This is a genomic window from Photorhabdus laumondii subsp. laumondii (genome assembly GCF_003343245.1).
GTDB classification, from domain to species: Bacteria; Pseudomonadota; Gammaproteobacteria; order Enterobacterales; family Enterobacteriaceae; genus Photorhabdus; species Photorhabdus laumondii.
This window is the reverse complement of the sequence record NZ_CP024901.1, coordinates 1,686,066-1,708,376: the sequence shown is the minus strand read 5'-3', so window position 1 is coordinate 1,708,376 and position 22,311 is coordinate 1,686,066. Positions and strand designations below refer to the sequence as shown.

Here is a 22,311-nt window from a genome sequence, read left to right as displayed (position 1 = left end):
TACCCATCCAAGTTTTCAGGAGATAAGCAGTGAGCATATTCTTCATTTCCGGCGCGTTATTAGTAGCCCTGTTACTGGTTTATCTGATTTACGCGCTACTTCATGCGGAGGATTTTTAAATGGCAGCATCCGCTTTTTTATTGATCACCAGTTTCTTACTGATTTTGATGCTACTGGCAAAGCCACTCGGAAATATTATCGCCAACCTGATCGACGGTGATATTCCACGCTGGCTAACAAAAATAGAGTCTGGCCTTTGGCGTTGCTGTGGCTTACAGAAACCTGGCGGCACAGTCAAAGAAATGAACTGGTGGCAATATGCATTAGCTATCACTATTTTTAATCTAACCGGACTATTACTGCTATTCACGCTTTTAGTCACACAACACGCCCTCCCCCTTAATCCTGAACATTTCCCCGGGCTCAAATGGGACCTAGCGCTGAATACAGCCATCAGCTTTATCACCAATACCGATTGGCAGGCATACAGTGGAGAAAACACACTAAGTTACTTTAGCCAAATGACAGGTCTAACCGTGCAGAACTTTCTTTCTGCCGCGACCGGTATTGCGGTGGCATTTGCGTTGATACGCACATTTTCCCGTCACGGTGTCAACACCGCAGGAAACGCTTGGGTTGATATCACACGTATCACACTTTATCTGCTATTACCGCTGTCTATGGTTATCGCTCTAGTTTTTGTCAGTCAGGGCGTGATTCAGAATTTCGAGCCGTATCAATTAGCTCATACCATTGAAGGCCAACCGCAATTGATCCCGATGGGCCCGGTCGCTTCACAGGAAGCCATCAAGTTATTGGGAACCAATGGTGGTGGATTCTTTGGGGCTAATTCATCACACCCCTTTGAAAATCCAACTGCTATCAGCAATTTCATTCAAATATTGTCTATCTTCTTGATCCCTTGTGCACTCTGTTTTGCCTTTGGGCAAGTGGTTGGTGATAACCGTCAAGGGCACACTCTATTGTGGGCAATGAGCATCATCTTCGTCATTGCCACCGTAGGCGTCATGTATGCCGAACTGAAAGGGAATCTCCATTTCAGTCTGTTAGGTGCCAACAGTAATATCAATATGGAAGGTAAAGAGAATCGCTTTGGCATCCTCGCAACCTCCATTTATGCCGTCGTAACCACCGCCGCTTCCTGTGGCGCAGTCAATGCCATGCATGATTCTTTCACTGCGCTTGGCGGCATGATCCCAATGTGGTTGATACAAATTGGCGAAGTCGTGTTTGGCGGTGTGGGTTCTGGTTTATATGGTATGTTACTGTTCGTTCTGCTAACCGTTTTTATCGCCGGTTTAATGATAGGCCGTGCGCCTGAATATCTCGGTAAGAAAATCGAAGTATTCGAGATGAAAATGGTGGCACTGGCGATTCTGGTTACCCCGACACTGGCTCTTTTAGGAACGGCACTTACCATATCCACTGCCAGTGGACGCGCCGGTATTCTGAACCCCGGCGCTCACGGTTTCAGTGAAGTGCTCTATGCCCTCTCCTCCACTGCCAACAATAATGGCAGTGCTTTCGCCGGCCTCAATACCAACAACATGTTCTACAACTTGTTGCTAGCCATCATCCTATTTTTGGGTCGCTTTGGCATGATCCTGCCAGTACTTGCTATTGCCGGCTCGTTGGCCGTAAAAAAACGCCAGCCTGCCAGCAACGGTACACTGCCCACCTATGGCCCACTGTTTATCAGTCTATTAATTTTAACCATCATGCTAATCGGTGCGTTGACTTTTATTCCGGCTCTTATCCTTGGCCCGGTCATTGAACATTTACAAATCTGGCTAATGGCTCGGTAAGCGCCAAAGAGAGGAATACCATGACCAACAAACAACAAACATTATTCGAACCCGTTTTGATTCGTAATGCCCTGATGGATTCAGTCAAAAAATGTCATCCTGCTGCACAATGGCGCAACCCAGTGATGTTTGTCGTCTATCTAGGCAGTGGATTAACTACCATTTTATGGATTGCCATGTTAGCGGGTCAATTTAAGGGAAATGCTTTGTTCACCGGTAACATTGCCTTATGGCTATGGTTTACCGTGCTATTCGCTAACTTTGCCGAAGCGCTGGCAGAAGGCAGAAGCAAAGCTCAGGCGGCCAGCCTTAAAGGGGTAAGAAAAACCAGTTGGGCAACTAAACTACACTCAGCCAATCGTAATGGTTCCAGAGAGAAAGCCCCTTCTGACAGCCTACGCAAAGGGGATATCGTCATTATTGAAGCCGGTGAAACCATCCCTTGCGATGGTGAAGTTATCGAAGGTGGCGCTTCTGTTGACGAAAGTGCCATCACCGGAGAATCTGCCCCCGTTATTCGCGAATCTGGCGGTGATTTTTCCTCTGTGACCGGCGGCACCCATGTACTATCTGACTGGCTGGTGGTCGAATGTTCAGTTAATCCCGGTGAAACGTTTCTTGACCGCATGATTTCAATGGTGGAAGGGGCTAAACGTCGTAAAACCCCAAACGAGATCGCACTGACTATCCTGTTGACAGCGCTGACAATTATCTTTCTATTGGTGTGTGTCACTCTGCTGCCATTTTCAATATTCAGCGTGGAGATTAACCATTCTGGCCAACCTATCACTGTCACGGTATTGATAGCGTTATTAGTCTGTCTTATTCCTACCACTATTGGCGGTTTACTTTCTGCCATTGGTGTCGCAGGCATGAGCCGCATGCTAAGTGCGAATGTTATTGCCACCAGCGGACGCGCCGTTGAAGCCGCGGGTGATGTGGATGTGCTGCTACTGGATAAAACCGGCACCATCACTTTGGGAAATCGCCAAGCCTCTCAGTTTCTGCCCGTGCCTGGCATAACAGAACAGCGGCTGGCAGATGCCGCCCAACTCTCTTCTTTAGCCGATGAAACACCAGAAGGCCGCAGCATTGTCATTCTGGCAAAACAGCGATTCAATCTGCGTGAACGTGATCTGCGCTCACTGAACGCAACTTTTGTGCCTTTCTCTGCCATGACTCGAATGAGTGGTGTTAATGTGGAAAACCGCATGATCCGCAAAGGCGCTGTCGATGCAATCCGCCGCCATATTGAAGCCAATCACGGAAAATTCCCTGAAGCCGTGGAAATTTTGGTACAGACCGTGGCGCGGAAAGGCGGTACTCCGCTGGTTGTCGCAGAAAATCAACAGGTACTGGGCGTTGTCGCGCTAAAAGATATCGTCAAAGGCGGCATTAAAGAGCGATTCAGTGAAATGCGCCGTATGGGAATCAAAACCGTTATGATTACCGGCGATAATCGTCTAACCGCGGCTGCGATTGCCGCAGAAGCTGGAGTTGATGACTTTCTGGCGGAAGCTACCCCCGAAGCCAAACTAGCCCTGATCCGCCAATATCAATCCGAAGGCCGTCTGGTTGCCATGACAGGTGATGGCACTAATGATGCCCCTGCTCTTGCTCAAGCCGATGTTGCCGTTGCTATGAATTCAGGCACTCAAGCAGCCAAAGAAGCCGGCAATATGGTGGATCTGGATTCCAACCCAACCAAACTGATTGAAGTTGTCCATATTGGTAAACAGATGTTGATGACACGCGGCTCTCTGACCACATTCAGTATCGCCAATGATATCGCAAAATATTTTGCCATTATCCCCGCGGCATTTGCCGTCACTTACCCACAATTAAATATCTTGAATATCATGCACCTGCACTCGCCTACTTCGGCGGTTTTATCGACCGTTATCTTTAATGCACTGATTATTGTTTTCTTGATCCCGCTAGCGCTAAAAGGCGTGAGCTACCGCCCAATGAATGCATCAGCGCTTTTACGCCGCAACCTGTGGATTTATGGTCTGGGTGGTCTGATAGCGCCTTTCATCGGCATCAAACTGATAGATCTGTTGCTGACTTTGCTGATACTTAAATAAAGGTGATGAAAATGATTTGGTTACGTTCTTCTGTTGTGTTGTTGATATTTCTGACACTGATTACCGGCGTAGCTTATCCATTGCTGGCAACAGGTTTGTCAGAACTGATGTTTCCTTATCAAGCCCAAGGCTCTATGGTTAAACAAGATGGTCAAACCGTTGGCTCTGAGCTGATTGGTCAACCCTTTACTAAAGCGATCTATTTTCAGGGTCGTCCTTCTGCTACCGTAGATTATCCCTATAACACCCTGTCCTCTGGCGGCAGTAATTTAGCGACTACCAACCCGATATTGGATGATGAAATCAAACGCAGAGTTGAACAACTGCGTCAATTTAATCGTCAACCTGATATACCTGTGCCGGTTGATCTGGTCACCGCATCCGCAAGCGGTCTTGATCCTCACATTTCACCCGCCGCCGCTGACTTTCAAGCACAGAGAGTCGCTGATGCACGCCATTTACCGATTAAAGTGATAAAACAATTAATCAGGGATAATATTGAGCACCCCCCATCGGAATTCCTCGGTGAGCCCGTAATTAATGTGTTAAAACTTAATCTTGCCCTTGATAATTTACCAGAGAAAAAACAGTAAGGCTGAATATGGATCAACACGAACCACAGCGCCCTGACCCTGATGAATTACTGACACTGGTTAATGAGAAACAGCGCGGTAAATTAAAGATATTTTTCGGTGCCTGCGCTGGCGTCGGAAAAACCTATGCCATGTTGCAGGAAGCGCAAAGATTGCGTGCTCAAGGACTGGATGTGGTTATCGGCGTGGTAGAAACCCATGAGCGGCAAGGAACTGCCGCTTTACTTGATGGTCTGCCACAACTGCCACTGAAGCAGATCTACTACCGACGGCGCAAAATCAGCGTCTTTGATCTTGATGCTGCCATTGCCCGCCACCCGGCCATCATTTTGATGGATGAGTTGGCATTCAGTAATCCTCACACCAACCGTCATCCCAAACGCTGGCAAGACGTTGAAGAACTGCTTGAAGCTGGCATAGATGTACTGACTACCATCAACGTTCAGCATCTGGAAAGCCTCAATGATGTTGTGGGGGATATTACCGGTATCCGGGTCAGGGAAACCATTCCTGATCATATCTTTGATCAAGCGAATGAAATTGTCTTAGTTGATCTGCCCCCGGATGATCTGCGCCAGCGGCTCAATGAAGGTAAAGTCTATATTCCTAGCCAGGCAGAACGTGCTATTGAACATTTTTTTCGCAAAGGTAATTTGATTGCATTGCGGGAACTGGCTTTGCGCCGGACGGCTGATCGGGTTGATGATCAAATGCGTGCTTTCCGCGACACACAAGGGCATGAACCGGTCTGGCATACCCGTGATAATCTTCTACTATGCATTGGTAACAGCTCAGGTAATGAAAAGCTCATCCGCACTGCCGCTCGCCTTGCGGCCCGATTAGGCTGTATCTGGCATGCAATCTACGTTGAAACCCCAAAACTGTACCAACTACCCGAAGGTAAACGGCGCTCCATCTTAAAAGCGCTCAGATTAGCGCATGAATTGGGGGCTGAAACCGCGACGCTTTCTGATCCAAACAAAGAAAAAGCGGTATTACGTTATGCCAGAGAACATAACCTCGGCAAGATTCTGATAGGCCGCCGCTGTACATCCAAACAGAAACTGTTTGGCTGGCAATGGCGTTCAGGTTTTGCTGACCGACTAGGGAAACTAGGGCCAGATTTGGATCTGGTGATTGTCGCATTAGAAGAACGCAGCCACTGGGATAAAGAACAAGACAACCGCTCTGTGAGTGAAAAATGGCGAGTACAGATTCAGGGCTGCCTGATCGCGATTGCGCTCTGTACACTTATCACCTTGTTCTCCCGAACGTTTTTACTGACCCTTGATAAAGCCAATCTTGTCACGCTTTACCTGCTTGGCGTCGTCGTCATTGCGCTATTTTACGGACGCCGACCATCAATCTTTGCTGCTTTTATTAATGTCATTAGTTTCGATATCTTCTTTGTACAGCCTCATTGGTCTCTTGCTGTTACCGATATGCAGTACCTGCTGACTTTTAGTGTCATGCTGATAGTGGGCGTCGTCGTCGGAAACTTAACAGCAGGAATGAGATATCAGGCGCGAATTGCCCGTTACCGCGAACAACGAACCCGCAATCTCTATGAAATGACCCGTGAACTGAGCCGAGCGCTGAATGAAGAAGATATTGCCCGCACCAGCTACCACTTTCTTACTAATGGTTTTCAAGCTAAAACTGGCCTCTTTTTACCCAACGACGATGGCAATTTATATCAACTGACGACCAATAATGGCGGTCACATGCTGATTGATGATGCCATTGCAAAATGGAGTTTTGATAAAAACCTGCCGGCCGGAGCGGGAACAGATACGCTACCTAGCGTACCTTACCAACTACAGCCTATCGCCACACCTTCTCAAACACTGGCGGTATTGGCTATTGAGCCCTCCTATTTGCGCCAGTTACTGATCCCTGAACAACAGCGATTGCTGCAAACATTTACCGGCCTGATCGCCAATGCGCTGGAAAGATTACAACTCTCACGCCGGGCAGAATCCGCCAAATTGGATACAGAAAGGGAACAGTTACGTAACTCGCTTCTGGCGGCCCTGTCTCACGATTTACGCACACCGCTGACCGTCCTATTCGGACAAGCGGAAATCCTGATGTTGGATCTCTCTGCCGAAGGTTCTCCACATACCAAACAGGTGAATCAGATCCGCCAACAAATTCTCAGCACTTCCCGTCTGGTTAATAACTTACTGGACATGGCGCGTATCCAATCGGGAGGCATTCAGCTCAATCTGGAATGGCAATCGCTGGAAGAGATCGTCGGCAGTACCTTACGTTCGCTGGAATATGCACTCAACCGTCATCCCGTCGCGGTTTCCCTGCCATCGGATTTACTGTTGCATTGTGATGCCAGTTTACTGGAGCGGGTATTTATCAACCTGTTGGAAAACGCAATTAAATATACCGATGAACAAATACCATTAGGTATTAAAGCGACAACAGAAAAAAATCAAATTCATATTGAAGTTTGGGATGCAGGCAAAGGCATTCCGCCGGAACAAGAACAGTTAATTTTCGATAAATTCTCCCGCGCTCGTAAAGAATCTGCTATTCCCGGCGTGGGCCTTGGATTGGCAATTTGCCGGGCAATTATTGAAATTCACCAAGGAAAGATTTGGGCGAGCAATAACGAAAAAGGTGGAGCAAGTTTTCACTTTGTTCTACCGTTAGAGAAACCGCCAGAAATTATTACTGAGGAGATGTGATTATTACCAACAATAACACCATCTTGATTATTGAAGATGAAAAAGAGATCCGACGCTTTGTCCGGCTAGCGTTGGAAGGTGAAGGCTATCGCGTATTTGACAGTGATACACTGAAATGGGGCCTGATTGAAGCGGGAACCCGTAAGCCTGACTTAATTATTCTTGATTTGGGATTGCCGGATGGTGACGGTATTAACCTAATCCGCGATCTGCGCCAATGGAGCGCAATTCCCGTTATTGTTCTCTCTGCCCGTGATAAAGAAGCGGATAAAGTTGCGGCCTTGGATGTCGGCGCAGATGATTATCTGAGTAAACCCTTTGGCATCAGTGAGCTATTGGCAAGAGTCCGGGTTGCCTTACGTCGTTTTGCCAGAACCAACAGAGAAGAATCGATCGTTCATTTTTCTGATGTGGTTGTCGATCTGGTTAACCGCCGAATCACTAAAAACGATGAAGAACTGCATCTCACCCCGATTGAATTCCGGTTACTCGGTGAATTATTAGCGAATAGCGGTAAAGTACTCACCCAACGCCAATTACTCAACCAAGTTTGGGGCCCTAATTATGTTGAACACAACCATTATTTACGGATTTATATGGGGCATTTACGACAAAAATTAGAAACCGACCCAACCAGACCAAAACATTTATTGACTGAAACCGGCATTGGTTATCGGTTTATGCCTTAACTTGCCCCCGCCGCTAAGTCACAAGATTCTAGTTGCAGCAACTTGAGTTTGAAATATCGCAAACCTGCATTTATGTATTGCGTTTTTCGGTGCATATTAGCTGCTATTTACTGGTGCTCAAACTCACAATAACGACAACATTTGAACAAATATATAGATCGCGAGGTGGGAATATTTTAAATTAATAAAGGGGAAATAAATTCCCCCAAAGATAACGCTGTTTTCAGCGATTTCCAAATGGCTAAAACTCACCTATTCATATTTTTCATTTCCACCCAGCGCTATAGATAAGATAATGAACATTATCATCCTCAGTAGCGTTAGCTCTCTCACCTCTTTCATCTAAGACATCGTTATATCCATAAGGAAGTATCATGCTGGAACCACAACTGCTGCATAACAATTGAATGTCCTTTATCGCCTTCTCGGCGGAATATTTCGCTGGTAAGTAACACAAATATAAATATTGATTGGGTGAGATATAAATATCTTGAGGGATTTTAACCCAATCTCCCTCCGGACTTTTATCTCTTACAGTGATGAACTTTAATTCAGTGATACAATCCTTATTATCGATATTGGGATCATATTTTGCTTTATGCATAAAAAGACAAATATTACCCTTACTATTCAGATTTTCGTCTTTAGTGGATTTTAATCCAATATACCCTTCAGGAGGGGTGTTAGTATTATTGATTCCAATAATAATCTCATCAATATAATCCGCATGCACACGTCGTTTAGCAGACTCCGCCGGAGCCCAGACAGTTTCAAAATGCTTTTTAAGCTTGGCCTTTTGTGTTCTGTCTGAACACAGTTCCCAAATCCCCGTCAAGGGGTTGGAATCTGCAAAGTTAACTAATTCAGGGGCATTGGGCACACTGGCTTTCCAGTCTTCAAAGGCTTTTTTCGCTGCGGCTATTTCTTCTGCGGAAGGTTGATCTGCACTTGTAGCGCCACCAAAAGGATCAAATCGAGATAAGTCACCGCCAATGGCGTGGGTTTTTATATTGGATGCTGAACGAAATTTCTTTATATCCTCCATAAATGAATTTCCTGTACGAGCAGAGAGACCGATAAATCCCGCAAATGAGGCTGCGGCAACCACATCAAAAGAGTTTGTTAGATTCGACGTATATTTGTTCGTAGATGATGAATATTGCGCACAGCCGCCCATGACCACGCCACTCAGAAAGTGAGAACCCCAAGTATTAAATAGGTCATTCATATCCTCCTCAGTATCCGCCTTATCAAGGGCTGTTTTAACACTCTCTTTAAGAAACTCTTTTAGTGCTTCTGCTGAACTTTTAAGTATATAGAGATCATAAGTATACTGAATGCGGGAAAACGCATTTTCAAAATCCGTCAGACTATCCGTATCAAAATCGACTTTCAGTGAGGCACTAAAGAATAAATAGTTACCTTTAATGCGGCTTTTACTGGAAATATTGCTTTGATATGACTCAATAGATTCGCCTGATGCATTGGTATATTTTAAATCCCCGACACTATAACAATCGATATAATAGGGGACTTTTAGGGTTTTGCCGAGAATAGTGACCTTCTTGAAATTATCTTCACTGGCATTGATTTTTCGCTCATCGAAAAGCGAATTCATACAACTTCCCACATTACAATACTTACCAAAAACATCATAACTTGTGCCGATCATTTCAGCACCAGCTATAACAGTATCATCGAATAGGGACAATTTTCGAAAATAATTTCGGTCACGTATTTCGACATCTCTTTCGCTGTTTTCCTGTTCTAGTGATTTTCCTGTTTTATCGTTAGACATAATGGAACCTCATATTGATAGGGAATAAATTGACAATAGCTATCGCCGCATTCTTGATGAGGGTTCAGAATTTCATACCTATAAAAAAGAATAGAGTAGAAGTGAGAAATATCAACAAAGTGATCATGAAAATAATGGCATATGTATCCTGAAATAGATGCCATTCAGCTCATCTAAAATATCAATCATTGTCGATGAGTTCATACTTTTCTATTTAAATTCATAGAGTAAAATTAGCATGGCATTTATTTGTTCGCTATTACCCTATTGAATATTCATAACTATTAACTTGTAAATAAAAACAATAGAAATAATTTTAAAAAACAACTAATACACGGGATATATGTTTCAGCGAACAGAGAACAAGAGATAGAGCCAGCTCAGCTATTGGCAAAGGGCGCCAAGATTTGAATCCTAACGCCCCAAGTTTGCCTAGCACATATTTTCAGATAAATAATGAGCCACAGACTCTTCACAACAAGAACCAATAATATCGGCATCAGGAAGAGCTTGTTTTACCCTATTATGCGCCGTTCCCATGATGACCCCTTTAGCTACGGTTGAAAGCATTTCCACATCATTCATACCGTCACCAAATGCAATCGTTTTATTCATTGGGATACCAAGAAAACCAGCGAGCTGAATTAAAGCTTGCCCCTTCGAAACACCACTCCCCATTACCTCCAGACACCAAGGGAATGAAAAAGCAATACTGACATTATCAGAAAAGAGATCAATTAAATGGCGTTCTAATTTAACCAATGCATCATGATTTCTACTCTTATGAATGAAAAAAACTTTTTCAACTGCATCACAAGGCATTTCATCAACACACTTGAATGTTGGATTAAAATTATCATTCTGGCTAAAATCGCTAAAATTATGATTCACTTCATTGGTTAACCATTGAGAACCACAATACATATTGATCACTAAATCATTATCTACCTGAGTTTCTTCAATCACTCTTTTTACGATGTGACTTGGCAAATGTTGTCTGATATCCAAGTTCTTACAAGCACTGGTTAATCTGGCACCATTCGAAGTAATCAAATGCACAGGTATATCAAAATCACCAATAATGGAATTTACATCAGCATGGTGCCTGCCGGTTGCAAATACAATTTGCTTTCCCATACTTGATAAATCAGTAAGCACTTTACGGGTAAACTTACCAATTATATCTTCTTGAAGGAGAAGCGTTCCATCGAGATCTGTGGCAATGAGATTGTACATAGGGCGTTCCAGTGTTAAAGGCAATTATCATCTAAGCTTTATTAAGCAATTCGAGCGATGCCTGCTTGGTAAATGTCATCCTTTCTTCCAGACTATGATTATCCTTTTCATAATAAATTGTCGCCTCTGAATCAATCTGAGGTCTTGGTGTTATTTTTTCCAATATCAGCATCGTGTCAAGGAATAATTGTCTGGCATAGCGAATAGCCCGTGTATAAGTGTCAATGACCTCTTCAAATTCAGGATAAATAGAAAACGAGATCTGATTCACAATCGGCCCAGCATCAATACCTTCGTTGATTTCATGGATCGTCACGCCATGAGATTGATCTCCATTTTTCAAAGCCCAATTAACCGGTCTTACACCTCGATATTTAGGTAAATAAGACAAATGGATATTTAATATTTTCTTACATGAATTAATGAATTTTAAAGGCAATATCCGCTTATGAAATACGACAAAACATAAATCGCAAGTGAAATCACCATTTTCATAGCCGGGTAGATTTTCAACCTTATTATCTTCAATAACAGCAATATTATTTTGATAACAGAAATCAATTAACGTCTGATCAGTGCTTACAGGTTCGAATTTATCTGCCACCACGTGCGATATTTTATACTCTTTATGATTTAAGAAATATTGACAAATGAAAATTGCCAATTCTCCTTTACCACAAATTACCACTGTTTTGGGATTATTCATTCGCAAACCTCGTTAACTTCCTTGACCACGCTAATATCACTAATATTAATTAACCCCTGCATCACCATACGCAATGAACCTATTAAAATTTCATTATCACTTGGTGTTCTGCAAGAAATACGTAAATAGAGATCAGAGCCTATATTTCCTTTGCCAGAACACTCTTTCACATACAGACCATGAATATCTAACAGTAACCGTGATATCGTCTTTGCATCAGAAACATGCAATTTACAGTAAACAAAATTAGAATCTGTCTCAAATGCGGTAATACCCTCGATTGAGTTTAATTCTTGTTGTAATTTTAATGTATCACTAATCACTTTTTCACAGCTTAATTTATAACTCTCTCTATATTGCGGTAATCTTAATAAAAACTCTTCAGCAAAACCATTCATATTCCAAATGGGTAACACAGCTCTTATTTTACCAAGTAATTCCTGATTTGCGGTGGCAATATACCCGATACGAATACCACCAATGCCAAAGGTTTTACTCATGCTGCGAATAACAGATAAATTCTTATAGTTATCTAAATGCGTTAACATTGTGTCATCACGCATTTTAGAGAAATCTAAGAAAGATTCATCAACAATTAAGTCGATATTTAATGCCGACAATTCGCCAGCCAAATATAACAGACTATCAATAGGCGTCAATTTACCTGTCGGATTATTTGGTGACTCAATCACCACCACATTTGGCTTTTCTGCTTTCGCCAACGTTAATAGTTCATCAATATTTATTTCAAAATCTCTGCTCTCTTTACTATAGCTAAATATTGTTCTGTCTTTACCAAAGCAATTAGCATATTCATTAAATGATGGTACAGTAACTAATACTTTGCCTGTATAAACATCAGGAAGCCGTTTAATTATCTCAGCAGCGCCATTTGAAATACATAATTGCGTTCTTTCTATTCCGATAAATTCAGATAAAGCCTGCTCGACTAAACGATTCCCGCCAGGATAATTTAATAATATTTCATCAAAATGATTCTTTATTTCATCTTTCAATTTTTTAGGTGGAAAGTTGAAATTGTAAATTAAGCCAAAGTCAATAATAGGATAACGCCAGTATCCACCATGCCTGTTTTGCACAAGATCTAATTTATTATTACTTGAAATGAAATCACAAATAGCCAGATCATAAGTATTATCTACTTCATACCATTGAGAATTATCAACAATACTTGCTTTAAATTCAGCCATATTATTCAGTAAAGAGTGTTTAAATATATCCTCATAATATAACCCCGTCGATCCACTATCAACGTAACTTTCTAGCTCTTTAGTAACATATTCAGCAAAATTAGCGGTGCAAATATTATAAATATTTACCGTCTTATATTGACCTTCTTCAACCTGATAGTTGTTATCTTTGGTGGAATTTAGCGCAACGATATTATCATTATCAACTTTTGCGTAAGTTCCTTCCATATTTTGGCTAAGAGGAGAAACAAGTACATTAAGATCTCCCGCTTTTGACATGACAATTTCCAAGCATTTCTTAGTAAAGAAGATATCGCCTTCAAGAATCAGGGTATCTTGCTTAATCCAATTTCTGGCGAGATATAAAGAATAGATATTATTCGTCGATTCCCACTTATCGCTATTAACAAATTCAATATGCAAGTTATATGCGTTTTGTTTAATATGAGCCATTAAAACATCGCTCTTATAACCCACCACAATAATAACTTTTTTAATACCGACAGATTCGATATTCCTCAGCGCATTATCGATAAATGATATCTGATTTGTTTCTACCAAAGGTTTTGGTTTATTTGATGTTCTCGTTGATAATCTACTGCCTCTTCCGGCACAGAGAAGTATTACTGTTTTCATATGCATAGTCTTAATAAATTATTTTATACCCGTTATCTTTCAAGCTGCCTCTTTGTTGGCTGCGCTCGCTCACCCCGGTCACATAGTTCGCTATGCTCCCGGGGATTCACTCCCTTGCCGTCGCGACGCATCTTGAAATCCATAGGGTATAAATGGCTGTTAAAAGGTTATTTTTATTGTTAAATAGGAATTGACCTAAGATATAGTTCATTAATGATATAAAATTGATATTGAATTAAATATCAATTAAATACGATGTCATATATAACATGCTGATATACCCAAACCCCGTCAATTCTTCCATGAAAACTCGCCTCTCCACCATTTTCACCCCCCGTCTTGACACCCGATCCCAGACCAAATGTGTGAAAATTATTAAGTACTTCACCTGACGTCGATATAGGACTTAATTTTTCATTAGTTAGCAAACCATATCTATCACTTTTAAATTCAAGAGGAATATTATTTTTATCAATAATTTCGACAAGTTTTGAGTGATATCCCGTACAGTGAATCAATAAATCATCACAATTAATGAGTTTAATAACTTCATCATCAGAAATTTCTGAAATATTCAAGATAGAAATATTTTTATATTTTCTTTCTTTAAGTTCTTGTGCAAAAGCAAAAGAATCATATCTTAAACCTGAATATCTATTAACTCGGTTACTTAAAGGGCAAATATCTTCCTGTGTAAAATCGTAGTCGTAAGATTCTGCGCTTGAAGGCGAATCAAAAAACAACTTGAAATCTTTATTCACAAAAACATTTATTTTTCCTGCAAATTCTAATTGCTCAATAAGTCTAATCAAACAAGAAACTGAACTGTGTGATGAACCCAATATTGATATACTTTTTACATCACCTTTATTTATAACCTCATCATAAAAACCTTTAATAAAATCACCAGAGGTAATATTATTGCTATTATGCAATAATCTGGATTCGTTTGGATTTCCACCTATATTAAACAGTACTTTTCGCGCGGATACAATATAATCTTCATTATTTTTATGATAAGTTATATCATAGTTACCCTCTTCATTCTGCTTAATTTTTTTCACTTCCGCTTCAGTCAAAATATTAAACCGATCACCATATTTGTTTTCCTGAATAAAGCGGGCAATTCTCTCCAAATATTGGCCGACAAATCTCAATTCAACGGGCTTATCTTTATTGGCACTAAAATGTTCCCATTCCGATGTTGATCTTATATATTGACTAAGCTCATCATCACAACCGTCAAATTTCTCTAAAAATACACTACCTAAAGAGTTCGCGGTAATTTTATATTTCTTTAATGAACCAGAACCCACCATCTCTGTTTTTTCTAAAATCAGACAATTTTTTATAGCTTCATCTTTTAATAAATCCGGGATTAATGAAATATTTGCAGGACCTGCACCACACATTACCACATCATAAAACTGCTTATTCATTGACAAACCCTAACATTTTTAACGAAATTTGTGTTTCAATAACATTCCCGGCAAACTCATGACGAGTCTGTTTATAACCAAGAGGTTGTTTATCTAAACCCGCCTTAATAACATCACGATGATTAATTGTTTTATTCTCATTGCGGGAATAAACCAACAGCTCCTTCTCATAATCAAATGCCAGACAAGGAATACAACTTAATTTTAGTGTCTTGGCTAATTCCAGTCTATGATGACCATCAATAACCACATGCGTTGCTTCATCAATCCAGATTGGTTGAGTCCAAAAACCTTCAAGTTTAACTTTCTCTATTAACTGCTCAACACGAACAGGACAATGTAATTCAGTTGGTCTAAGATTTGAGACTTCTTCTAATATTAATTTCATGTTTATCCCTTAGTTTAAACATCCGACAGAAAATTACCAACATCAATACACTTAATATCGCTAATAATTGAAATAACACTCCACCATTAAATAATTGGATAACAGTACCACCAACCAATGGAGATATAGAAAAACCGATACTATAGAGTGACGCTGCACCAAAATATGCGCCACGTAAATCATTTGGTGCCAAACGATCAATAAAAACATTCACACATGGAAACAAAATAGTTTGACTGATACTCATGATAAAAGCAGCCACATACCACAATAAATAAACATCATAATATTTGAATGAAATAAAGAACATAAATTCAGATAAAATGAGTAATACAGACCCTACGTTTATTTTCGTTTCTAACGCCATTTTTTGCGTTAATATGGAAAACGGTAACTGCATAACGACAATGGTTACCGCATGTAACATAATAAGCGAAGCAATAAACTCAGCATACCCATTAAACCCTAATGAAGTAATTAACTGTGGCAAAGTTGAATCAAAATGGCCAAAAATAAACATCATGAGAATATTATTTATGACCAACATTAAAAACACCCGGTCATTTAATAAAACCTTCATCGTTCCTTTAAAATCATCATTATTTGTTAATTTTATTTTTATTTTCTTACCAAATAAATAAACAGGGATCATAAAAATTACATAAGATAGTGAAACAATCAGAAAAGAAATAGAATTAATATCCAGGCTTAATTTTACGCCTAAATAAGGCCCGACTACCGCACCCGCATTAAGAAATAAATACCTTAAGTACATGGCATTCTCTCTTACCTGCTTTTCCTCGATAATATCACCGATAACGGCTTTTATTGGGTTATTCACCAGCGCCCAGGAAATATTCGCTAATAAAGTACCAATAATAAAACCAGATTGATGTTCAGATAACCATAATATTAAATATGCCAATGAAGAGATAAGACATCCAATGATGATTATCTTAGCCCGGCCGACTTTATCAGAGAAGTAACCCGCATAAAAACTTAATATTGATGAAATCGCAATGGATAAAGAGAGAACTAATCCAATCATCGATGCAGTAAAATGAAACTTTGTATATAGTATGATGGATATAAAAGGCCATACCATCATTGATGTTGATCTTGTTACAAAAGTCCCAAGAAATAGACCCCATATACATGCCGGTATGGATGTATAATTACTAAGAGAAAAATTTTTCATTGTTATTTTCTTATATTATTTATATTGGTATCTTTTAAACCAAGCATTTAAAATATTTATGCGAGTACATAAGATCCACCTGCCGCTACAAAAATCAAATGTAGAAGCAAGAACTAGGATGATCTGTACGATAAAGCAAATTCAATGATATATAATTTATTTTTAATATATTATCAAAACAGATGTTAATTGCAAACGAAATATGACATTTTTATTACATGTTAAACGTAGGTCAAATGCTGGTGATGTTAGTAAGCAACATAATGACATAAGTACTTCGCACTTTAACCGGTAAAAACACCGGTAAAAAGGGCTCTTAATCTCAGATAAAAACCTTTCCGTTCAATCTTTATCTATTCAAATAATCATCAATTAACTGAAAAACTCAGCTTAATTTAATCCCAAAATAAACTGTAATATTATGTTCAAAGTGAAACATATAAATAAAACTGTATTTTAGTTTAATAGCTAAACTCCGGTGGGGATAATTATTATTTATAGATTTATATGAAGTATCCGAGATTAAAACTGGAAACTATCTCACGGGCCCAAAATATTCACTAACTAAAATGGGGATTAGTAATGAGTTTATTCTTTAATTTATTTAATGAAGGTAATATACCCTATAGATTTCAAGATGCATCGCGGCGGCAAGGGAGTGAATCCCCGGGAGCATAGCAAACTATGTAACCGGGGTGAGCGAGTGCAGCCAACAAAGAGGCAACTTGAAAGATGACGGGTATATAGGATTTATTCGCGATGAGTACCTGGCTTATCTATGCCTTATTATCAGCGTTTACTGCCGCTTTAGTCGCTATCTTCGGGAAAATCGGGTTGCAAAATCTTGATGCCAATACAGCAACAGCAATACGCGCAGTCATTATGGCGTTGTTTCTTGTCGGCGTTGTTGTCGTACAGGGAAAGTTAAATCTGGTGAGTGAAATAGTGGCAAACCGCAAGGCATTGCTTTTTATCGTTTTAAGCGGTGTGGCGGGGGCATTGTCATGGCTGTTTTACTTTCTAGCAATTAAAAACGGTCATGTTTCTCAGGTTGCCCCAATTGATAAACTCAGTGTCGTGTTTGCCGTCATCTTCGCCGTTATCTTATTTGGTGAAAAAATATCACTGATGGCCGCAGGTGGTGTTGCACTGATTACTGCCGGTGCATTAATGGTTGCTCTGGGCTGAAAAATAAAAAATCCGCAAAAGCCGTTACCACTGTTGCGGATTCTTTTTAATCGGCCAAAAAGATCAACCGGCGGCAAAAACCTGGTTAACAATATCCAGTGCTTCCTGCTCAATTTTCTGCCGATGCTCAGGGCCAAGCAGGCTTTCACAATAAATTTTGTAGGCTTCTTCTGTCCCCGATGGGCGAGCAGCAAACCAGCCGTTTTCTGTTATCACTTTTAGACCGCCTATTGACGCGCCGTTACCCGAAGCTTTTGTCAACCGGGCGGTGATTGGATCACCGGCAAGCTTATCCGCTTTCACCATTTCTGGTGACAACTTGGCTAATAATGCTTTCTGCTGATAAGTTGCCGGTGCCTGAATGCGGCTATAGCTTGGCGTACCGAAGCGAGCTGCCAACTTATTATAATGCTGCTGCGGATTTTCCCCTGTTACTGCGGTCATTTCTGCCGCCAGCAAACACAAGATAATCCCATCTTTATCTGTAGACCACGGCGTACCATCAAAACGCAGGAAAGAAGCCCCCGCACTCTCCTCTCCGCCAAAGCCCAATTCACCTTTATGTAACCCATCAACAAACCATTTAAAACCTACGGGTACTTCCACCAATTTACGGCCAAGATCGGCGACAACCCGATCAATCATGGCACTAGATACCAATGTCTTACCTATCGCAACACTTTCTGACCATTGCGGACGATGGCGGAATAGGTAATTTATCGCGGTTGCCAGATAGTGGTTAGGATTCATCAAACCGGCAGGGGTGACAATACCGTGGCGGTCATAATCAGGATCGTTTGCAAAAGCCAGATCAAACTTATCGCGCATGGCTAACAAACCCGCCATTGCCCAAGGGGATGAGCAATCCATACGAATGACGCCATCATGATCCAAGTGCATAAAACGGAATGTCTGATCAACTTGATCATTAACCAGCGTCAGATCCAAATTATAACGCTCACCGATACGCTGCCAGAACGCAATGCCAGAACCCCCCAAAGGATCAATACCGATTTTCAACCCGGCCCGCTGGATAGCAGCCATATCAACCACATCACCCAACGCGCTAACATACGGTTCAACTAAATCCTGCTGATGCAAATATTCACTGTTCAATACTTGAACAAATGGCAAACGTTTAATGCCTTTCAGACCTGCCGTGAGCAACTCGTTGGCACGACGTTCTATAATTGCTGTCAAATCGGTATCTGCGGGACCACCATCAGGTGGATTATATTTAATCCCCCCATCTTCAGGAGGATTATGGGAAGGGGTAATAACAATTCCATCAGCTAATGCTTTCCCCAAGCGGTTATAACAGAGGATGGCATGAGAAATCGCAGGTGTTGGCGTAAATCCATTATTTTCCTGCACAATCACATTCACGCTGTTAGCCGTTAAGACTTCCAATACGGAAATAAATGCCGCTTCTGATAAAGCATGGGTATCTTTACCCACATAACAAGGGCCATTGATTCCCCGTTGCTTGCGAACTTCCGCAACAGCCTGAGTAATTGCCAGAATATGCGCCTCATTAAAACTGTGACGCTGAGAACTGCCACGATGACCGGATGTACCAAATTTAACCTTATGCTCTGAGTTTTCCGGCTGAGGATGCAAGGTGTAATACTGTGATGTAAGCTGCGCTACATTTATCAGATCACTTTGGCGGGCAATCTGCCCCGCGCGCGGATGATTTACCACTTTAAATCTCCCCTGGACAAGAGCTGCACTGAACTTTATCCGTCAGCACAGCCTTAATCAGTTAAATTGTGCCACACACCTTGTCGATAAAATTGGCTGAGAATTTCATGTCCTGCATAATTTGCTCAACCATATTACGCTTACGATCAGTATTGGTGTTAGTAATGACCCAAAAAGGTGTGCCCGGAATGTGGCGAGGTTTAGTTTGTTTACCACTGGCGAGCAATGTCTGTCCATCACCAGCAAAATAAACACGGGTACGACCATGCATGGTATCAGTCGTCTGGGAAAAACTTTCACTGTTCAGGCTGTATAACGTAGATAAGATCAACATAAAACGCTCAACAGATTTTTTCTTATCAGAATAGTCATCTGAAAGTAACAATTCACGTATCACACGGACAGAATCACGCTGGCGGGCTACCGGCGCTTTCTCCACAGCACTGAGAGGCTGCACATTTTGTACTGGCTGCTCGGCGTTAAATTTCAACATTCGCCGTAAAATATCAGATGCACTTTCACCAATATGTTGTGTGTGGCTGGCAATATAGCGGTAAAGGTCTTCATCAACTTCTATCGTTTTCATTTCTATCCAGTACTGTTCTAAATAAAAAATTTTCACCGATTATAAAGTATAAAAAGAGAAAACAAAACAATTAAAATTTCAATAACTTAAAAGTATTTAAACATGAAAAACAGCATAATAAAATATCCGCTTTTCATCTAAAATAAATCAATCAGTTACATAAATATTGTGAATATAAATTTCATGGTCGAATGTCATATCAATCTTTTAATACCACCTACTTTAGGCGTTGATAATCACATAATAATTTATTCTGATATTATACCCAGATAATGATAAACTTGATTGCAATATTGCCGATAATAAATTCAATCAAGGGAGATGAGACTGTGAATGGGGAGATTGATTATAAACAGTAAAACAGTTTAAATTCATAGAGATGTATGTTTATTACCATTAAATCTTAATAGTAAATATGTTTTAATAAATTTGTAAATTTTTATTTGAATATAACATTTAAATTTTACCAAAATAAATCGTAACCATATAAGTTATATGAAAAAATCATCATATCCATTATTATATTTTCAATGTGAATTATAGAATCAATAATTTCAATCATTAATCGTTAAAATCATAATATCTATTCTTTAAATTTATTCTTATAAATCCAAAACAATATTATTAAACCAAGATTTAATATAAATAAAATCATAAACACTCAAAAATAAAATGGATTTTCATGATTTTCAATATTAAGATACAGTTGCAATATTGATATTTAAAAAATTCCAGTCAGATATACACAATCATTAATTTTGAAATGTATATATCTGACCTTGTAATTTAATCAATAAGTGAAAGCTGTTGCCGTAAATAGGTACCTGAACCTAATAATCCTGGTTGTGGATGAGTAATCAAATAAACAGGAATCTGTTGTACTAACGGTTTAAAGCGCCCTTTATCTTCAAATCCATGAAGAAAGTTCGATTGCCTAAAGAAATCAAGAAACCGCGGCACTATACCACCAGCGATATACACACCACCAAAAGTCCCCATATTTAACGCTAAATTTCCGCCAAATCGCCCCATAATTTCACAAAATAGTGTCAGAGCACGATGGCAATATTGGCAACTTTTATCCAATGCTCGTTGCGTCACGGTTTCTGGTTCTAAATCTTCCGGCTGACGATGATCCAAAATGGCAATGGCCTGATAAAGGTTTACCAATCCACTACCGGACAAGATTCTTTCTACTGAAACATGCCCAAATTTACGCCGTAAAACAGCCAATATTGCATCTTGTTCTTCACTATTCGCGGCAAAATCTACATGACCACCTTCACCCGGTAAGCTTACCCATTGCTTGTCTACCTTGATCAAATGAGCGACACCGAGGCCAGTCCCTGCCCCGTAAACCGCTATCGGTTTGTCTTTAACCGCTTCTCCTCCTCCTAATTGAAGCTTGTATTCTTCTGTCAGCATTGGAATAGCCATAGATACAGCCGTGAAGTCATTGATCACATCTAATTTTTCTAGCCCAAGTGTCCGTTTCAGCTCACTAATAGAAAATGCCCATTGGTGATTGGTCATTTCTACCCAATCACCGTTTATCGGGCAAGCAATAGCAATACATGCATAAGTCACTACTGTTTTTTGCTCTGCTAAATAGTGACTGATAATAGATTCTAATCCGGCGTGTTGTTTTGCACTATATGTTTCGATCCGCTCAATAACCCCATTTTCCAAATTGCAAAGTGCTAATCTGGCATTAGTGCCGCCAATATCAGCAACAAGTCCGTAGAGATTCATTTTTATATCCTAATAATCAGCTAGTACAACCATTAGGTAAAGCTTATCCCATCTGGCATTATTGGTATAGATCGTTTAGGAGTGAATAACCTGCACTCACCCCGGTCATATAGTTATCTATGCTCCCGGGGATTCGCTTCCTTACCGTCGCGATGCATCTTGAAATCTTTAGGGTATATATGGGCCAGCGCTCACACGCTGTTGTCTCGCTTTTATGCGGATTTTGTCTTCTGAGATGGTGAGTCGTGCGGGATGACTCGGCCTACGGCCTTATCCTTCAAGTCAGCACTATCAGAAACACGGCTTGTAAATCTGATGGACCGGAAAAGAAATATTATTCTGTTATTTAACAAAAAAACATATTTTCCCACAATTTATGATGATCTTTCATCATGATAATACCGTCAATTTAGTATGAGCCCCTCATGTTGATATTTCGTACTTTAGGGGGTAGACTAACTACGTTAGTTGAAGAGTAACGCGCTAAAACCGAGGCTACCAACCTGGTGAATAGCATTAAAGATAAATCACCCTACTTAAGGGTAAATGCAAAAAAACCAACCTCACCAGTT

The 22,311-nt window shown here is 40.4% G+C and carries 17 protein-coding genes; 7 read left to right on the top strand and 10 right to left on the bottom strand.

Annotation, left to right across the window (positions count from 1 at the left end; genetic code table 11):
• Window positions 1–29: 29 nt before the first annotated feature.
• The 6 genes from kdpF to kdpE are packed head-to-tail and all read left to right on the top strand — an operon-like array spanning window position 30 to window position 7,897.
• Window positions 30–119 (top strand): K(+)-transporting ATPase subunit F, encoded by a 90-nt coding sequence (kdpF, locus tag PluTT01m_RS07365; RefSeq protein ID WP_041379999.1) that lies wholly within the window; start codon window positions 30–32, stop codon window positions 117–119.
• Window positions 120–1,826: a potassium-transporting ATPase subunit KdpA gene (gene kdpA, locus PluTT01m_RS07360; RefSeq protein WP_011145726.1), complete on the top strand. Its 1,707-nt coding sequence runs from the start codon at window positions 120–122 to the stop codon at window positions 1,824–1,826. It abuts the gene before it with no gap.
• A gap of 20 nt (window positions 1,827–1,846) precedes the next feature.
• Window positions 1,847–3,913 (top strand): potassium-transporting ATPase subunit KdpB, encoded by a 2,067-nt coding sequence (gene kdpB, locus PluTT01m_RS07355; protein WP_011145725.1) that lies wholly within the window; start codon window positions 1,847–1,849, stop codon window positions 3,911–3,913.
• An 11-nt stretch (window positions 3,914–3,924) separates the two neighbouring features.
• Complete coding sequence (kdpC, locus tag PluTT01m_RS07350) at window positions 3,925–4,506, top strand: potassium-transporting ATPase subunit KdpC (RefSeq protein WP_011145724.1); 582 nt, start codon at window positions 3,925–3,927, stop codon at window positions 4,504–4,506.
• A gap of 8 nt (window positions 4,507–4,514) precedes the next feature.
• On the top strand, window positions 4,515–7,208 hold the full coding sequence (gene kdpD / locus PluTT01m_RS07345) for a two-component system sensor histidine kinase KdpD (protein WP_011145723.1): 2,694 nt from the start codon (window positions 4,515–4,517) through the stop codon (window positions 7,206–7,208).
• A complete protein-coding gene (gene kdpE / locus PluTT01m_RS07340; RefSeq protein WP_011145722.1) occupies window positions 7,205–7,897 on the top strand; it encodes a two-component system response regulator KdpE in 693 nt (230 codons plus the stop codon). The genes kdpD and kdpE overlap by 4 nt, the downstream gene beginning before the upstream one ends.
• Before the next feature lie 265 nt (window positions 7,898–8,162).
• Here the strand turns inward: kdpE and PluTT01m_RS07335 are convergent, their stop codons facing one another.
• The 7 genes from PluTT01m_RS07335 to PluTT01m_RS07305 form a co-directional block, all read right to left on the bottom strand.
• Entirely contained in the window at window positions 8,163–9,695 is a 1,533-nt protein-coding gene (locus PluTT01m_RS07335) for a multivesicular body subunit 12 (RefSeq protein WP_011145721.1), read from the bottom strand.
• 432 nt (window positions 9,696–10,127) lie between these two features.
• Entirely contained in the window at window positions 10,128–10,931 is an 804-nt protein-coding gene (locus PluTT01m_RS07330) for a Cof-type HAD-IIB family hydrolase (protein WP_058589036.1), read from the bottom strand.
• Between the two features lie 31 nt (window positions 10,932–10,962).
• Window positions 10,963–11,637, bottom strand: coding sequence for a formyl transferase (locus PluTT01m_RS07325; protein WP_011145719.1), 675 nt, complete (start codon window positions 11,635–11,637; stop codon window positions 10,963–10,965).
• A complete protein-coding gene (locus tag PluTT01m_RS07320) occupies window positions 11,634–13,484 on the bottom strand; it encodes an aminotransferase class I/II-fold pyridoxal phosphate-dependent enzyme (RefSeq protein WP_173362507.1) in 1,851 nt (616 codons plus the stop codon). Before PluTT01m_RS07320 ends, PluTT01m_RS07325 begins: the two co-directional genes overlap by 4 nt.
• Before the next feature lie 242 nt (window positions 13,485–13,726).
• Window positions 13,727–14,923, bottom strand: coding sequence for a SidA/IucD/PvdA family monooxygenase (locus tag PluTT01m_RS07315; protein WP_041379997.1), 1,197 nt, complete (start codon window positions 14,921–14,923; stop codon window positions 13,727–13,729).
• Entirely contained in the window at window positions 14,916–15,311 is a 396-nt protein-coding gene (locus tag PluTT01m_RS07310; protein WP_011145716.1) for a ParB N-terminal domain-containing protein, read from the bottom strand. The genes PluTT01m_RS07315 and PluTT01m_RS07310 overlap by 8 nt, the downstream gene beginning before the upstream one ends.
• Window positions 15,277–16,509, bottom strand: a complete 1,233-nt coding sequence (locus PluTT01m_RS07305; protein WP_011145715.1) for an MFS transporter — start codon at window positions 16,507–16,509, stop codon at window positions 15,277–15,279. Before PluTT01m_RS07305 ends, PluTT01m_RS07310 begins: the two co-directional genes overlap by 35 nt.
• 759 nt (window positions 16,510–17,268) lie before the next feature.
• Here PluTT01m_RS07305 and PluTT01m_RS07300 point away from each other — a divergent pair.
• Complete coding sequence (locus PluTT01m_RS07300) at window positions 17,269–17,697, top strand: EamA family transporter (RefSeq protein ID WP_011145714.1); 429 nt, start codon at window positions 17,269–17,271, stop codon at window positions 17,695–17,697.
• A 63-nt stretch (window positions 17,698–17,760) separates the two neighbouring features.
• Here the strand turns inward: PluTT01m_RS07300 and pgm are convergent, their stop codons facing one another.
• From pgm to glk, 3 genes are all read right to left on the bottom strand, one after another.
• A complete protein-coding gene (pgm, locus tag PluTT01m_RS07295; protein ID WP_011145713.1) occupies window positions 17,761–19,401 on the bottom strand; it encodes a phosphoglucomutase (alpha-D-glucose-1,6-bisphosphate-dependent) in 1,641 nt (546 codons plus the stop codon).
• Window positions 19,402–19,462: 61 nt separating this feature from the next.
• Window positions 19,463–19,987 carry a replication initiation negative regulator SeqA gene (gene seqA, locus PluTT01m_RS07290; protein ID WP_011145712.1) on the bottom strand — a complete coding sequence of 175 codons (525 nt, stop codon included), beginning with the start codon at window positions 19,985–19,987 and terminating at the stop codon, window positions 19,463–19,465.
• A 786-nt stretch (window positions 19,988–20,773) separates the two neighbouring features.
• A complete protein-coding gene (glk, locus tag PluTT01m_RS07285) occupies window positions 20,774–21,739 on the bottom strand; it encodes a glucokinase (RefSeq protein ID WP_011145711.1) in 966 nt (321 codons plus the stop codon).
• Window positions 21,740–22,311: the final 572 nt, after the last annotated feature.